General features: G+C 68.0%; 13 protein-coding genes and 1 tRNA gene. 4 read left to right on the top strand and 10 right to left on the bottom strand.

Translation table 11 applies throughout. The annotated features are described in order from the left end of the window. Positions 1–51: 51 nt before the first annotated feature. Entirely contained in the window at positions 52–2355 is a 2304-nt protein-coding gene (locus GGR04_RS14785; protein ID WP_183200807.1) for an NADP-dependent malic enzyme, read from the top strand. A gap of 23 nt (positions 2356–2378) precedes the next feature. On the opposite strand, the gene gltX is transcribed toward GGR04_RS14785, so the two are convergent. Continuing rightward, on the bottom strand, positions 2379–3752 hold the full coding sequence (gene gltX / locus GGR04_RS14780; RefSeq protein WP_183200699.1) for a glutamate--tRNA ligase: 1374 nt from the start codon (positions 3750–3752) through the stop codon (positions 2379–2381). A 60-nt stretch (positions 3753–3812) separates the two neighbouring features. Next, complete coding sequence (locus tag GGR04_RS14775; RefSeq protein ID WP_183200698.1) at positions 3813–4121, bottom strand: hypothetical protein; 309 nt, start codon at positions 4119–4121, stop codon at positions 3813–3815. 290 nt (positions 4122–4411) lie between these two features. Between GGR04_RS14775 and GGR04_RS14770 the strand changes: the two genes are divergently transcribed. Next, positions 4412–5077 carry a DedA family protein gene (locus GGR04_RS14770; RefSeq protein WP_183200697.1) on the top strand — a complete coding sequence of 222 codons (666 nt, stop codon included), beginning with the start codon at positions 4412–4414 and terminating at the stop codon, positions 5075–5077. A gap of 103 nt (positions 5078–5180) precedes the next feature. Here the strand turns inward: GGR04_RS14770 and GGR04_RS14765 are convergent, their stop codons facing one another. From GGR04_RS14765 to rpiA, 5 genes are all read right to left on the bottom strand, one after another. Further along, a complete protein-coding gene (locus GGR04_RS14765; RefSeq protein WP_183200696.1) occupies positions 5181–6536 on the bottom strand; it encodes a class II 3-deoxy-7-phosphoheptulonate synthase in 1356 nt (451 codons plus the stop codon). Between the two features lie 156 nt (positions 6537–6692). Then, the gene (locus GGR04_RS14760; RefSeq protein WP_183200695.1) at positions 6693–7352 is read right to left on the bottom strand and encodes a gamma-glutamylcyclotransferase family protein; all 660 of its coding nucleotides are present in this window, start codon (positions 7350–7352) and stop codon (positions 6693–6695) included. Next, positions 7345–8760, bottom strand: a complete 1416-nt coding sequence (gene gor, locus GGR04_RS14755) for a glutathione-disulfide reductase (protein ID WP_183200694.1) — start codon at positions 8758–8760, stop codon at positions 7345–7347. Before gor ends, GGR04_RS14760 begins: the two co-directional genes overlap by 8 nt. A 90-nt stretch (positions 8761–8850) precedes the next feature. Continuing rightward, entirely contained in the window at positions 8851–9396 is a 546-nt protein-coding gene (locus GGR04_RS14750; protein WP_183200693.1) for a DUF2059 domain-containing protein, read from the bottom strand. Between the two features lie 100 nt (positions 9397–9496). Continuing rightward, positions 9497–10192 carry a ribose-5-phosphate isomerase RpiA gene (gene rpiA / locus GGR04_RS14745; protein WP_183200692.1) on the bottom strand — a complete coding sequence of 232 codons (696 nt, stop codon included), beginning with the start codon at positions 10190–10192 and terminating at the stop codon, positions 9497–9499. A 244-nt stretch (positions 10193–10436) separates the two neighbouring features. On the opposite strand from rpiA, the gene GGR04_RS14740 reads away from it, so the two are divergent. Together GGR04_RS14740 and GGR04_RS14735 are read left to right on the top strand one after the other, a co-directional pair. Beyond that, positions 10437–11207 (top strand): HAD-IA family hydrolase, encoded by a 771-nt coding sequence (locus tag GGR04_RS14740; RefSeq protein ID WP_183200691.1) that lies wholly within the window; start codon positions 10437–10439, stop codon positions 11205–11207. A gap of 97 nt (positions 11208–11304) precedes the next feature. Further along, positions 11305–11379, top strand: a tRNA-Val gene (locus GGR04_RS14735). Positions 11380–11832: 453 nt separating this feature from the next. Here the strand turns inward: GGR04_RS14735 and GGR04_RS14730 are convergent. From GGR04_RS14730 to surE, 3 genes are all read right to left on the bottom strand, one after another. After that, complete coding sequence (locus GGR04_RS14730; protein WP_246393174.1) at positions 11833–13125, bottom strand: M23 family metallopeptidase; 1293 nt, start codon at positions 13123–13125, stop codon at positions 11833–11835. 133 nt (positions 13126–13258) lie between these two features. After that, entirely contained in the window at positions 13259–13909 is a 651-nt protein-coding gene (locus GGR04_RS14725) for a methyltransferase domain-containing protein (protein ID WP_183200689.1), read from the bottom strand. Between the two features lie 10 nt (positions 13910–13919). Further along, positions 13920–14675 (bottom strand): 5'/3'-nucleotidase SurE, encoded by a 756-nt coding sequence (gene surE, locus GGR04_RS14720; protein ID WP_183200688.1) that lies wholly within the window; start codon positions 14673–14675, stop codon positions 13920–13922.

The following is a 14675-nucleotide window of genomic DNA, read 5'->3' as shown; positions in this document are numbered from 1 at the left end:
TTCTGATCTAGGAACCGGACCGACATGAACAGCGACACGAACGGAGAGATCATGCCCGGCGCCGAAGACACGAAGACCCGTCAGGCCGCAGCCGATCTCGATGCGCAGGCGCTATTCTACCATCGCCATCCCAAGCCCGGGAAACTGGCCATCCAGGCGACCAAGCCGCTCGGCAACCAGCGCGATCTCGCGCTTGCCTATTCGCCGGGCGTCGCCGCGCCCTGCCTCGCCATCGCCGCCGATCCCTCGAAGGCCGCCGACTTCACCAGCCGTGCCAATCTCGTGGCCGTCGTCTCCAACGGCTCGGCGGTGCTGGGCCTCGGCAATATCGGCCCGCTGGCGTCCAAGCCGGTGATGGAGGGCAAGGCCGTGCTCTTCAAGAAATTCGCCGACATCGACGTCTTCGACATCGAGATCGACGCCGCCAGCATCGAGCGGATGGTGGACGTCGTCTCGGCGCTGGAGCCGACCTTCGGCGGCATCAACCTCGAAGACATCAAGGCGCCCGAGTGCTTCGAGGTCGAGGAGCAGCTGCGCGCCAAGATGGCGATTCCCGTCTTCCACGACGACCAGCATGGCACCGCGATCATCGTGGCCGCGGCCGTTCGCAACGCGCTGCTCCTCGCGGACAAGAAGATCGAGGAGGTGCGCATCGTCACCTCCGGCGCCGGCGCGGCCGCGCTGGCCTGCCTCAACCTCCTAGTCTCGCTCGGCGCGAAGGTCGAGAACATCACCTGCACCGACATCGAGGGCGTCGTCTACGAGGGCCGCGAGAAGCGCATGGATCGCTGGATGGCGGTCTATGCCAAGAAGACCGAGGCGCGCAGCCTTGCCGAGGTCATCGAGGGCGCCGACGTGTTCCTCGGTCTTTCGGCCGGCGGCATCCTTAAGCCCGAGCTTCTGGAGAAGATGGCGCCGCGCCCTCTCATCATGGCGCTCGCCAACCCGACGCCCGAGATCATGCCCGAGCTCGCCCGCGCCGTGCGCGCCGACGCGATGATCTGCACCGGGCGCTCGGACTTCCCGAACCAGGTCAACAACGTCCTCTGCTTTCCCTACATCTTCCGCGGCGCGCTCGACTGCGGCGCCACCTCGATCAACGAGGAGATGAAGATCGCGGCGGTGGACGCCATCGCCGCGCTCGCCCGCGAGGAAGTGTCGGAGGTCGCCGCCAAGGCCTATGGCAGCGAAACGCCGCAGTTCGGGCCGGAATATCTCATCCCCTCGCCCTTCGACCCGCGCCTCATCCTCAAGATCGCGCCGGCCGTGGCGCGCGCCGCGGAAGCGTCGGGCGTCGCCTCGCGCCCGATCGCGGATTGGGACGCCTACATGGACCGGCTCAACCGGTTCGTGTTCCGCTCCGGCCTCGTGATGAAGCCGATCTTCGCCATCGCCCGCAATTCCGGCAAGCGGGTGATCTTCGCCGACGGCGAGGACGAGCGGGTGCTGCGCGCCGCGCAGGTCATGCTGGAGGAGAAGATCTGCAAGCCGATTCTCGTCGGGCGACCGAGCGTGCTGCAGACCCGGTTGGAGCGCTTCGGCCTGCGAATCCGCCCCGGCGTCGACTTCGAGGTCGTGAACCCCGAGGACGATCCGCGCTACCGCGACTATGTCGACCACTACTTCTCCAAGGTCGGCCGGCGCGGCGTGAACCCGGACACCGCCCGGGCTCTCGTGCGCACCAACACCACCGTGATCGCCGCCGTGTCGGTCTCGCGCGGCGATGCCGACGCGCTGATCTGCGGTCTCGGCGGGCGCTTCTCGCGCCACATCCGCGACATTCGGCAGGTGATCGGCGTCGCGCCCGGCGTCAAGAAGCTGTCGGCCATGAGCCTTCTTATCTCGCAATACGGGACGATCTTCTTCGCCGACAGCTACGTGCAGGAGAGCCCGAACGCAGAGAACCTTGCCGAGATCGCGCATCTCGCCTCGGTCGAGATCGAACGGTTCGGCATCAAGCCGCGTGCCGCCCTGCTCTCGCACTCGAACTTCGGCACGGGCGACACCGCCGACGCGCGCAAGCTGCGCGAGGCGCTTGCGCTGGTGCGCCAGCAGTCGCCCGATCTCGAAATCGACGGCGAGATGCATGGCGACGCCGCGCTCTCGAAAGACCTGCGCCACCGCGTGATGCCGAACTCGACGCTGACGGAGGACGCCAATCTCCTGCTCTTCCCGACGCTCGACGCCGCCAACATCACGATGAACGTCGTGAAGGTGACGACCGACGCGCTGCATGTCGGGCCGATCCTGCTCGGCGCGGCCACGCCCGCGCACATCCTGACGCCGTCGGTGACCTCGCGCGGGGTCGTCAACATGGCGGCGATCGCGGTGGCCGAGGCGGTTCAGCGCGGCTGACAGGGCCTTCCCTGGTCGAAGGGTCAGGGCCGGCGCGAGAGCGCCCGGTCCCGCCCGATCAGCGGCAGGAGACCGGCGAGATCCGGTCCGTGGTCGAGGCCGGTCAGCGCCTGGCGCAGCGGCATGAAGAGCGCCCGCCCCTTGCGGCCGGTCGCCGCCTTCACGGCGTCGGTCCAGCGCTTCCACGTCGCGTCGTCGAAGGGGCCGCTCGGCAAGAGGTCGAAGGCCGCCTGGAGGAAGACACGGTCGTCGTCCGAGCCCTCGAAGCGCGACGGCAGATCGCCGAACACCACGGGCACCCACTCCGCCGCGTCGCGAAGGCGCACGCAGTTCTGCCGAACCACCATCCAGAACGCCGCGGCCTGCCCCTCGGGCACGCCCATCGCCGCAAGGCGCGATGCCGCCACCTCGTAGGGCATCGCGTGGACGAGTTCGGCGTTCAGCCGGTCGAGTTCGGCGGGATCGAACTTGGAGCTCGACGCCGAGACGGTGGTGAAATCGACGCGCTCGCCGAGGCCGGCAAGGTCGGGCATGGCCTCGATCGACCCGGCGAGCCCGGTGAGGACAGCGAGCGAGGCGACCGCCATGGGCTCGAGGTCGGCCTCGCGCAATGAGCGCAAAGACAGCGCCCCGGTGCGCTTGGAGAGCCCCTCGCCGTCGATCGTGGTCAGCAGGTTGAAATGCCCGTAAACCGGCGTAGCGAAGCCGAGGGCTTGGCAAATGGCGATCTGCACGCCGGTGTTGGTGATGTGGTCGTCTCCCCGCAGCACGTGGCTGATGCCCATCTCGCCGTCGTCCACCACCGAAGGCAGAGTGTAGAGATAGGTGCCGTCCTCGCGCACGAGCACGGGATCGGAGAGCGAGGCGAGATCCACCGTCTGCGGGCCGCGCACGAGATCGTCCCAGTGGATCTCCGTGCGCTCGGGCGCGAAGGGATCGTTCGTGAAATTCGGCAGCCGGAAGCGCCAATGCGGGCGCCGCCCTTCCGCCTCCAGCGTCGCACGCTCCGGGTCCGTCAGCCGCAACGCCTCCCGGCCGTACACCGGCGGCAGACCGCGCAGCTTACGACGCGCGCGAGCGCGCTCCAGTTCGTCTGATGTCTCGTAGCAGGGATAGAGCCAGCCGGCCTCGCGCAGCCGGTCGGCCGCGGCGTCGTAGAGCGCGAGCCGGTCGGACTGCGCGGTCACCTCGTCGGGCTCGATGCCGATCCAGTTGAGATCTTCGAGGATCGCCGCGGCATATTCGGGCTTCGAGCGCTCGGCGTCGGTGTCGTCGAAGCGCAGAACGTAGCGCCCGCCCTCGCGCTGCGCGAACAGCCAGTTGAAGAGCGCCGGCCGGAGATTGCCGATATGGAGATAACCCGTGGGGGACGGCGCGAAGCGAACGATGATGGTCATCGCCCGCGATAGACCAGAGCGGCGGTGGAGCGCAATCGACCGGCGATCCGCGGCACCCGCTCAGGCGAGGCCGGCCTGGGCGAAGACGGGTCCGAGGACGGCCTGCGCGAGAATGCCGGCGAAGAGCAGCAGGCCGACAGCCAGAAACGTGATGCCGACATAGAGCTGGCGGGCGGCATGGCGCCGGTCGGGCTCGAACTCCGGCCCGTACGCGTCTGTCCGAGTGGCGCGCCAGACGTCGCGAATGGCGCGCGGCCAGCCGTCGACCGCCCAGATGCGGCGCATCGCGACGAGATGGCGGACGACGAACAGCACGCCGACGAGCGAGCACGCGGACGCGACGTCACGAAGCGTGGGGATTTCCATCATGCCGGTGTTCCTCTGGTGGGGCTTGCCGCTCGGTGGCGCCCGCGGATCGAATGCGCTATGGCCGCAGGGCCGGCCCGCCTTTCGAATCGCCTGGCGCGGCCCATCGGCGATGGCCTGCGTCGAACGATCGAGGGCGGCATAGATTCGGGGATCGAGGCGAACCCGTCACACAAATTTCGGGATGCTGCGCGAAGGGTGTGACCCTGAAGCCGTTCCGATTGCAAATCGAGTTCGGCGCCCGACATAGGGCGCACGGCAGTCGGCGACCCGCCGCATCCATCGGAGCACGCGTGAACGAAATCCTTGCACTGATCGACCGGTTCGGTCTCGGCATCGTGTTCATCGGCACCTTCTTCGAAGGCGAGGTGTTCGCCATCATCGGGGGGTTCCTGTCGTACCGAGGAACCTATCCGATCTGGCTGATGGCGGGGCTGGCCTTCGTCGGCTCCTTCTGCGGCGATCTCGCCGTGTTCCTTTTCGCCCGCTACTTCTCTGGAAACCGCTGGGTCGTGCGCTGGACGAAGAAACCGAAATTCGCCAAGGCGCTTCGCCTCGTGGATCGGTTCCAGGCCTATTTCGTCATCGTCAACCGCTACGTCTACGGCCTGCGCATGCCCGGCCTCGTGGCGCTCGGTCTCTCGTCGATCAGCGTGCCGCGTTTTCTTATCCTGAACTTCCTCGGCGCCGGCATCTGGGCGGGAATCTTCACGTCGATCGGCTTCGTGTTCGGCTATTCGATCTCGTCGGTCTTCGCGCGTCTCGAGATGATGGAGCACGGCGTCATGGTGGCACTCGCCGTCCTTGCCGTCGCGCTGGCGCTGTTCTTCGCTTGGCAGCAGGGCGGATCGGTGGTCCGCGACAAGCTGTTTTCCCGCAAGGAGCCGAACGAGGACAAGCCCCGCGAGCTACAGCCGGCGTCCTCCGGCCCGCCTCGCAAGCCGCGCATCCCGGATTGACCGAGGCTCCGCATCCAAAATGAAAAAGGCCGGCCCCTCGCGGAGCCGGCCTTTCGTTTCTGCGAACGGGCGTCCCGTTCTAGAAGTTCGCGGCCTGCCGCGGCTAATGGGCCTCGGCTTCCTTCTTGATGCGCTCCGCCACCAGGAACGACAGTTCGAGCGCCTGATTGGCATTGAGGCGCGGGTCGCAATGCGTGTGGTAGCGGTCGGACAGATCCTCGGCGAGAACAGGGCGCGCGCCGCCGGTGCATTCCGTTACGTCCTTGCCGGTCATCTCGATGTGGATGCCGCCGGCATGCGTGCCCTCTGCGCGATGCACGTCGAAGAAGGACTGCACCTCGCCGAGAATGCGGTCGAACGGCCGGGTCTTGTAGTCGTTCACCGTGATCGTGTTGCCATGCATCGGATCGCAGGACCACACGACCTTGCGCCCTTCCCGCTCCACGGCGCGGATGAGGCGCGGCAGGTACTCCTCCACCTTGTCGTGGCCGAATCGCGTGATCAGCGTCAGGCGCCCCGCCTCGTTCTGCGGATTGAGCACGTCGATGAGGCGGATGAGATCGTCGGCCTTGAGCGACGGGCCGCATTTCAAGCCGAGCGGGTTCTTGATGCCGCGGCAATACTCGACATGCGCGTTTTCGAGCTGGCGCGTGCGATCGCCGATCCAGATCATGTGGCCGGAGGTCGCGTACCACTCGCCCGTCGTCGAATCGACGCGCGTCATCGCCTCCTCGTAGCCCAGAAGCAGCGCTTCGTGGCTGGTGAAGAAATCGGTCTCGCGCAGCGCGGGATGCGTCTCGGAGTTGATGCCGATGGCGCGCATGAAGTTCATCGTTTCGGAGATACGGTCCGCGAGCTGGCCGTATCGCTCCGCCTGCGGCGAGCCGGACACGAAGCCGAGCATCCACTGGTGGACGTTGTCGAGATTGGCATAGCCGCCCTGCGCGAAGGCGCGCAGCAGGTTGAGCGTCGCCGCCGACTGGCGGTACGCCATCTCCTGCCGTTCGGGGTTCGGGATGCGCGAGGCCGCGTCGAACTCGATGCCGTTGACGATGTCGCCACGGTACGAGGGCAACGTCACGTCGCCCTTGGTCTCGACGCCCGACGAGCGCGGCTTGGCGAACTGGCCGGCGATGCGCCCGACCTTCACCACCGGCGACGAGGCGCCGAAGGTCAGCACCACCGCCATCTGGAGGAAGGCGCGGAAGAAGTCGCGGATGTTGTCGGCGCCGTGTTCAGCGAAGCTCTCGGCGCAGTCGCCGCCCTGCAGCAGGAAGGAGCGGCCCTCGGCCACCTCCGCCAGCGCGCGCTTCAGCTTGCGTGCCTCACCTGCAAAAACGAGGGGCGGAAAGGTCGCGATGCGCTTCTCGGTCTCGGCCAGCGCGTTCGCGTCGGGATAGGCGGGCACCTGCTCGATCGCCTTCGCACGCCAGCTCGACGGGTTCCAATCCTTCGCCATGACCATCTCCTTCACCGAACGCGAGCCGGCCGTCTCCTCTCGGGTTTGTTCTTGTCCGGGACGGCTTCGCGGCAGTCCCGCCGATGGGGACGGGCGCTCGGTCGCCGCTCAATGGCATGAAGCCGGCGCTTTGTCACCCACGACGGATATCGTGTGTCAGCCTGCGAAATCGACGAACCGGGCGCCCCGCCGGATCACCAGGTCGTCGAACAGTTCGGCCTCGGTCAAGGAGAGCGCCACCGAACGCGGATAGAGCGGCGCGGCGCGATCGCGCAGGATCGCGGTCTCGAACCCCTCCGTCTCCTCGACGAAGCGCCGCAGGCCAAGTTCGCCGTAGAGCGAGGCGAAGCCCTGCAGCACGGCGTCGAGATAGGATTGCATGATCGTCGCGCCGAGTTCGGCCGCATCCGGCTCTTCCGGCGACGCCTCGTAGATGAAGAGCGGAACCTCGGCGACCGGAGCATGCTCGATGGCGATCCACGGCAAGGGCACGACGCGGCGTACATAAGCGGCCTCTCGCTCGTCCACCGAGGGCAGATGATCGGCATGGTCGTAGACCACCACGCCTTGCGTCTCAGCGCCCTCCTCGGGCCGCACCGAGAGCAACGCCATGTTGGGGCTCGCGCGCCGCATCCAGGCGCGCCGCCAGCCCGAGACCGTGGCGCGGCGGATGCCGAGAAAGCGGGTCCGCAGGGTCAGGCGGTTGACCAGCGAGCCATAGCCGAAATAGGCAACGACGCGGCCCTCCCGCGCCAACCGCACGAGGTCGGGATCGTCCTCGTGGATCGGGTCCGATCCCTCGCCGCGATCAGCCATCGACGACGGCGCCCCCGCGCACGCGGGTGCTCGGCTCGTACATCGTCACTAGTTCCTCGGCGGCGGTGGGATGCACCGCCATCGTGCGGTCGAAGTCCTCCTTGGTCAGGCCTGCCTTCACGCAGATGCCGAGAACCTGCGCGAGCTCGCCGGCGTCGGGACCGAGGATGTGTGTGCCCAGAACCCGGCGGCTGGCGGCGTCCACCACGATCTTCACCATCATCGTCTCGTCGCGGCCGGTCAGCGTGTGCTTCATCGGCTTGAAGCTCGCCTTATAGATGTCGAGGTCGCCAAAGCGCTTGGCTGCCTCCGCCTCGGTCAGTCCCGCCGTGCCGATCTCGGGATGCGAGAAGACGGCGGTCGGCACCGTGTCGTGGTCGGGCTTCGTCGGCCTGTCGAGGAAGACGGTATCGACGAAGCACATCGCCTCGTGGATGGCGACCGGCGTCAGCTGCACGCGGTTGGTGATGTCGCCGATCGCCCAGACATGATCGGACGTCGTCTTCGAGAAATCGTCGACCCGCACGGCGCCCTTCTCGTCCAACTCGACGCCGGCTTTCTCGCAGCCGAGGTTCAGCGTGTTGGGCATGCGCCCCACCGCCAGCATCACCTGATCGGCGTCGAGGGCATCGCCGCTCTTCAGCGTCGCCCGCAACCGCCCTTCGGCCGAGCGCTCCACGGCGGTGATCGTGTCCTCACAGCGAATCGCGATGCCACGCTTCGTCATCGCCTCGTGCAGGGCGGCACGAATGTCGTCGTCGAAGCCCTGCAGGATCTCGGCACCGCGATAGACGAGCGTGACCTCGACCCCGAGGCCGCAGAAGATGTTGGCGAACTCCACCGCGATGTAGCCGCCGCCGAGGATGACGATCGATCGTGGCAGGCGCTCCAGATGGAACGCCTCGTTGGACGTGATGCAGTGTTCGGCGCCCGGCAGCGTCGCGAACGGGTTGGCGCGCCCGCCGGCCGCGATCAGGATCCGCTCGGCCGTCACCACCGTGTCGCTGGCGAGCAGCCGGACGCGGTGAGACCCGTCGATCACCGCTCGCGACTCGAGAATTTCGGTGCCCGCACGCTCCAGGTTGCGCCGGTAGATCCCTTCCAGACGGTCGATCTCGCGATCCTTGGCCGCGATCAGCGTCGGCCAGTCGAACGAACGCTCGCCCACGGTCCAGCCATAGCCGGCCGCGTCCTCGAACCCGTCGGAGAACTGCGAGGCGTAGACGAAGAGCTTCTTCGGCACGCAGCCGCGGATCACGCAGGTTCCGCCGTAGCGGTACTCCTCCGCGATCGCCACGCGCTTGCCGAGCGCCGCGGTGCGACGCGCCGCCCGCACGCCGCCCGAGCCTCCACCGATGACGAACAGGTCGTAGTCGAACTCGCCTTGGGCCAAACGCCGTCTCCTCATACGGAAAAGGCGGCCCGCGGGCCGCCTGCTCGAACCATATAGCGCATCCCGGCGGTCGTCACCGGATCGCGATGTCGCCGGGTCGCAACGTTACTGGGCGGGTGCGGTGCCCGGAGGTGCCGTGGTCGGCGCCGCGCCCGGCGCGAGCTTGGCCATGCCGTTGATCGCGCTGGCGCGCAGGTCGCGCACGATGCCGTTGGACCACACGTCGGCGGCCGACAGCATTTCGCGGCTGGCCTGCGGCCCCTGCTGGATCAGCTTGCGGCCGGCCTCGGACTTGTAGAACTGCGAGACCTCGCGCAGTTCCTGCTCGGTGAAGAGCTTGGCGTAGATCCGGGCGACCTCGTTCTCCAAAGCGCCGCGGCGCGGTGCGAGCGCGATGGCGCTCTCATCCACCATATCGGAAATCTCGGTCTGGAGATTGGGGTTGTTGACGATCAACTCGGCCTTGATCTGCGTCGCGGCGTTGAGGAGAATCTGGTCGAACTGCTCGGTCGTATCGAGCGCATCGACCGCCTCGCGCGCCGCCGTCAGATGCGAGGGACTGACGTCCTGCGCCATGGCCGGCACCGCGGACAAGCCGACGACGGCCACCGTGGCCAACATTGCGCGGCGCAGCGTGTCGCTGAGAACCATCAGAGTTCCTTCTCCATCAAATTCGATCGATTGGCGGTGGCGCATCCCGTGCCAAACTCCGCCGCGTCCCGCAAGCCCCCGGCGCCGGCTGGCGCGGAGCTCAGTCGGCGGCGAGTTCCTCGATGCCGTCCGGACCCGCCAACATAACCGAACTCGCCAAGCCCAGAAACAAGCCGTGCTCGACCACGCCCGGAATCGCGTGGAGAGCAGCCGAGAGGGCTTCTGGATCGGGAATGCGGCCAAATGATGCGTCGACGATCAGGTGTCCGCCGTCGGTGATGAAGGGGTCGTCGCCCGTGCGGCGCAGTGCGAGCGTGCCTGCGACTCCGACGAGACCGGCAGCCCGTTCGATGGCCAGGAGGGTCGAGACGATGCCGAAGCCGTTGATCTCGACGGGCAGCGGAAAAGCGCCGAGCGTCTCGACCTTCTTCGTGACGTCGGCGATGACGAGCATCCGCGCCGAGGCGGAGGCGACGATCTTCTCGCGCAGGAGCGCGCCGCCGCCGCCCTTGATCAGCCGGAGCGCGCCGTCGACCTCGTCGGTGCCGTCGATGGTGAGGTCGAGTTCCGGCAGCTCTTCGAGCGTCGTCAAGGGAATGCCGAGGTCGCGGCAGAGCCGCGCCGTGCGCTCGGAGGTCGGCACGCCGACGATGCGCAGACCCTCCTTCACCCGCTCGGCCAGCGCGCGAACGAAGGCTTCAGCGGTCGAGCCGGTGCCGATGCCGAGGCGCATGCCGCTGTCGACGCGGCGCGCCGCCTCGAAGCCGATGCGGTCCTTCATCGCCTGGGCGTCCATGTCGTCCTCCGTCCTCGCCATGCCTCGGTCAGGCTTGAGACCAAAGACGACGCGCACGCAACCGGAAATGCGCCCGGCCGCCGGCAAAAGTCGCCGACTGGAAAGGCTTTCTTCGCGATTGCCCCGGCACAGTGTGACCCGGTTACGCCAACACCGGGAAGAAGCAGACGCCCGCGCGCCATGATGGCGGCCTCGGCGACGCGCCGGCTTGACCTCCCGCCTGCCCCAGCCAAAGTCCACGCCCATGAGCGCCGTCGCATCCCTCACCGCACGCCCCCGCCGATCCGCCTCCGTTCGCACCGGACACCCGAATTCCGCCGGGGCTCCGCGCCCCACCGTGGTGTTCGATCTCGACGGCACGCTCGTCGACACCGCGCCCGACCTCGCCGGCAGCCTCAATCACTGCCTGACGCTTGCCGGACTGGAGCCGACGACGCTGGCCGAGGTGCGCCCGGATGCTGGGCGCGGCGCGCAGGCCATGCTGCGGGCCGCCTACGCCCGCGCCGGTCGCCCTCTTCCGGTAGACGAACTGGCCGGCCAGACCGCGCGCTTCCTCGAACACTACACCGCGAACATCGCAGAGGCCTCGACGCTCTATCCCGGCGTCGCCCTCGCGCTTGATCGTCTCGCCGCCGACGGCTCGATCCTTGCCGTCTGCACGAACAAGACCGAAGCGCTGGCGGTTCGCCTGCTCGACGCGTTGGGCTTGTCGCCCCGTTTCGCGGCGATCTGCGGCGCCGACACCTTCGCCTGTCGCAAGCCCGACCCCGTCCATCTCCACGGCACGATCGACCGTGCGGGCGGCCACCGCGCCCATGCCGTGCTGGTCGGCGACAGCGAGACCGACATGGAGGCGGCGCGACGGGCTTTCGTGCCGGGCATCCTCGTCTCGTTCGGCTACGACGCGGGTGCTCCCGTCCGCGCGATGGCCAGCGCCACGATCGACAACTTCGGCGAACTCGAACCCCGCCTGCTCGATCGCCTGACGAGCGCGTTCATTCCGCGTCCCCTCTGACGGGTTTTTGCTTGCGAGCCCGACGCCTCGCATTGACGAGAGCGGGGAATCGGCCTTATACGACGCTCACCGCCGGTTGCCATGGCAGCCGCAGAGCGGGCGATTAGCTCAGCGGGAGAGCACTGCATTCACACTGCAGGGGTCGCAGGTTCAATCCCTGCATCGCCCACCATTCACCGTCAGTTCGAGTTTCGATCCGCATAGTCCTGTCATTTCGGCGATGGTCGGCGGACTGATGTCCTGCGACGAGACGGACACGCCGGCGATCTCTGGCTGTCTCGTGGCGGAATCTCGAACTCGGGTTTGCGAGACCCGTTTTTTCGTCGGAGCTCTTTCGCTCAATGACGATGCAGATCGCTTCGAGCGGCCTCGCATAGAGTTTTCCCGCACGCCGTCGTTCGTCGGCGTAGGCCCTGAGCGTGATCCATTGTCGGTCGCGATCAGCCGGCGTACGCGCACCTGATCGCCGGCAAGCGCTATTGCCTCCCTCAATCGCGACGCCGGTTGAACTCGGTTGGGCGCCTTCGGTGATCCGCAACGATCTCCCCGTGCGCTCTTACGAGGACGCAACGAAAAGGGCCGGCGTCACCGCCAGCCCCTTCCCCTTCGACATCAGCCGAAGTCTTCAGCGCAGATACGTCATCGGGTTGACGGGCGAGGAATCCTTGCGGACCTCGAAGTGGACGATCGGCACGTCGGTCTCGCCGGTCATGCCGGCCTTGGCGATCTCCTGCCCGCGCTTCACGGTGGCGCCGCGCTGCACGAGGATGTCGTCGGCGTGGCCGTAGACGGTCACGAGGCCGTTGTCGTGCTTGATCAGCACGGTCTTGCCGAACTCCTTGAGGCCCTCGCCGGCATAGATGACGACGCCGTTCTCGGCGGCCTTCACCGGCGTGCCGCGCGGCACCGAGATGTTCAAGCCGTCGTTGCGGCGCGAGCCGACCTTGTCGCCGAAGTTCTTGACGACGCGGCCCTGCACCGGCCAGCGGAACTCGTCGATGCCCGTCGACTTCGGCGCTATCGACGCCTCTTCCTGCTTCTCTTCCGCCGCGACCGTGGTCGCCGGGGCCGGGGCAGCCGCGGCGATGGCCGAGCTGGAGGCCTCCGGCTTGGCGGGCGTCGCAGGGGTTGGTGCCGCGGCGACGGCAGGCTGCGACGCGACCGGCGCCGTGTGGGCTGGCGCGGCCGGCTTCACCGGGGTGACCGTCGCCAGCGTCGGTGCAGGCTTGGCGGCGGCAGCGACGGCGGGCGCCGGCGGCGCCACGCGCGGCGAAGGAATGGCCTTGGCCTGCGCCTGCAGCGTGGTCGGCGGGGCGCCGAGGGTGGCGACGCGGGTCTGCTGCGCCGGTGCCGAAGCGCCGCCCGGTATCGTCAGCACTTGGCCGATGCGGATGTTGTCGTCGCTGAGCCCGTTGGCGCGGCGAAGCTCGGCGGCGCTGACGCCGTTGCGGCGTGCCAGGCCGAGGACCGAGTCACCCGACGTCACCGTAATCGAACCGGCCGAGGCCGAGCGCACCGGCTGGCTGCGGGCGGGCTCGCTGGCCGAGAGGCCGCGCGCCGCGCTGGTCTGCGCCACCTGCTGCGAACCGACGGGCGAAGACGCCATGGGAGCGGAGGCGGGCGCCGCAGCGGGGTAGCCGCCGTCGCCGTAGGACGCGGCCGGCGGGGGCGGCAGCGTCGAGCGCGAGACCGGGCCTGTCGCCACCGCATAGGTCTGCGACGGGCCTGTGGTGCCGGACCCGTAGGAGGCGTTCGGCTGGCCGGCGCCGTAGCTCGGCGCAGCGGCCGCCATCTGCGTCTGCTGCTGCACCGGGGCCTTTGGGATCGCGCCCGTGTAGAAGCCGTCCTGCAGTCTCGTCGCGTCGGCGCTGCAGCCCGCGACGAGCATGGTGACGGTCACGAGCGCTGCGGAGCGCATCAATGGAGCCCGAAATCTGATCAACCCATCCACGCGCATCGTCGTCCCCATGCATTCGCCCAACCTTGAGCCGCATTAGAGCGCGTTAATGTTACCCGCGGGTTAAACCACGGCGCGGGAATGCCGAATTCCTTTACAGGAGTGTCGCGACGCCCCGTTCGAGCGGCTGCAAACGGGCGTCGAACAGGAGCTCTTCCTCGAAGCGACTGCCGAGCTTCTGATGGCGCACGATCCGCTGGCGCTCGCCCGGCGCCCCGATGGCGGTGACGAGGATACCCTGCGACGCCATCTGCTCGACGAAGGCGCGGGGCAGCGCCTCGAACGAGGCATGGACGACGATCCGGTCGAAGGGCGCCTGGCCCGCATAACCATCGCGCCCATCCTCCTGGATATAGGTCACGTTCGTGATGCCGCAGGCCTTCAGACGCTCCGCTGCGCGGGTGAGCAGCGTCTTGTAGCGGTCGAGCGTCGTCACATGCAGGCCGAGCCTGGCGAGCAGCGCCGTGACGTAGCCGCTGCCGGTGCCGATCTCGAGGATGCGGCTCTCGGGCTGCACCCGAAGCGCACCCGCCAGCCGAACCGCGGCGCGCGCACTCGGCATCGTCTGCCCGCATTCGAGGGGCAGCGACTGGTCGGCGAAGATGTCGGCGATGTCCGGCCCGACGAAGAGCCGCCGCGGCACTGCCTCGACCACCGTCATGACGCGTGCTCCGATCCCGTCGTCGGATCGAAGCGTCATGAGAAAGGACGCGAGTTGTTCCCGGTCGGCGGTCGAAGTCGTCATGGCCGATCCGTCAGGCGAAGCTTGCGCGCAGCGATTCGCGTAAGGCGTGGTTCGTGAGATCGAGATGCAGCGGCGTCACCGAGATCCGGCCTGCCTCCAGCGCGCCGATGTCGGACTCGTCCATTTGCGGTCCCGCCTGCCGGCCGAACTTCAGCCAGAAATAGGGGTTGCCGCGCCCGTCATGCCGCTCCTCGACGTCGAGCGAATAGTCGAGCTTGCCCTGCCGGGTCAGCGACACGCCCTGCACCTCGTCCGGCGCGACGGCGGGAAAGTTGACGTTGAGCAGCGTGCCGGCCGGCACGTCCACGTCGATGAGACGACGGATCACCGACGCCCCGTGGCGTTCGGCCGTCGCCCAGGTCGCCTCGCGGTCGCGGTCGGGGCGGAAGGCCTGGCTGAGCGCGATCGAGCGGAAACCGAGGAGCGTGCCTTCGATGGCGGCTGCGACGGTACCCGAATAGGTCACGTCGTCGCTGATGTTCTGGCCGGCGTTGACGCCCGAGAGAACCAGATCCGGGGCGCCGGGCAGCACGCGCTTGGTCGCCATGATCACGCAGTCGGTCGGTGTGCCCGTGAGGGCGAAGCGCTTCTCCGATTCTTGCCGAAGACGCAGCGGCGACGAGAGCGTGAGCGAATGTGACAGGCCGCTCTGGTCGGTCTCGGGCGCCACGATCCAGACGTCGTCCGAGAGCTCCCGCGCGATGCGTTCGAGCACCTTCAGGCCGGGCGCGTGGATGCCGTCGTCGTTGGTCAGGAGAATACGCAT

Source organism: Aureimonas pseudogalii (assembly GCF_014196835.1).
Taxonomy (GTDB): domain Bacteria; phylum Pseudomonadota; class Alphaproteobacteria; order Rhizobiales; family Rhizobiaceae; genus Aureimonas; species Aureimonas pseudogalii.
This window is presented reverse-complemented; position numbering and strand designations above follow the sequence as displayed.

Coding starts and splice junctions, on each gene's coding strand:
- GGR04_RS14765 (WP_183200696.1), bottom strand. CDS start 6,536: ATGGCGAAGGATTGGAACCCGTCGAGCTGGCGTGCGAAGGCGATCGAG.
- GGR04_RS14725 (WP_183200689.1), bottom strand. CDS start 13,909: ATGACGACTTCGACCGCCGACCGGGAACAACTCGCGTCCTTTCTCATG.
- GGR04_RS14740 (WP_183200691.1), top strand. CDS start 10,437: ATGAGCGCCGTCGCATCCCTCACCGCACGCCCCCGCCGATCCGCCTCC.
- gor (WP_183200694.1), bottom strand. CDS start 8,760: ATGAGGAGACGGCGTTTGGCCCAAGGCGAGTTCGACTACGACCTGTTC.
- GGR04_RS14750 (WP_183200693.1), bottom strand. CDS start 9,396: ATGGTTCTCAGCGACACGCTGCGCCGCGCAATGTTGGCCACGGTGGCC.
- GGR04_RS14760 (WP_183200695.1), bottom strand. CDS start 7,352: ATGGCTGATCGCGGCGAGGGATCGGACCCGATCCACGAGGACGATCCC.
- GGR04_RS14730 (WP_246393174.1), bottom strand. CDS start 13,125: ATGCGCTCCGCAGCGCTCGTGACCGTCACCATGCTCGTCGCGGGCTGC.
- gltX (WP_183200699.1), bottom strand. CDS start 3,752: ATGACCATCATCGTTCGCTTCGCGCCGTCCCCCACGGGTTATCTCCAT.
- surE (WP_183200688.1), bottom strand. CDS start 14,675: ATGCGTATTCTCCTGACCAACGACGACGGCATCCACGCGCCCGGCCTG.
- GGR04_RS14785 (WP_183200807.1), top strand. CDS start 52: ATGCCCGGCGCCGAAGACACGAAGACCCGTCAGGCCGCAGCCGATCTC.
- rpiA (WP_183200692.1), bottom strand. CDS start 10,192: ATGGACGCCCAGGCGATGAAGGACCGCATCGGCTTCGAGGCGGCGCGC.
- GGR04_RS14775 (WP_183200698.1), bottom strand. CDS start 4,121: ATGATGGAAATCCCCACGCTTCGTGACGTCGCGTCCGCGTGCTCGCTC.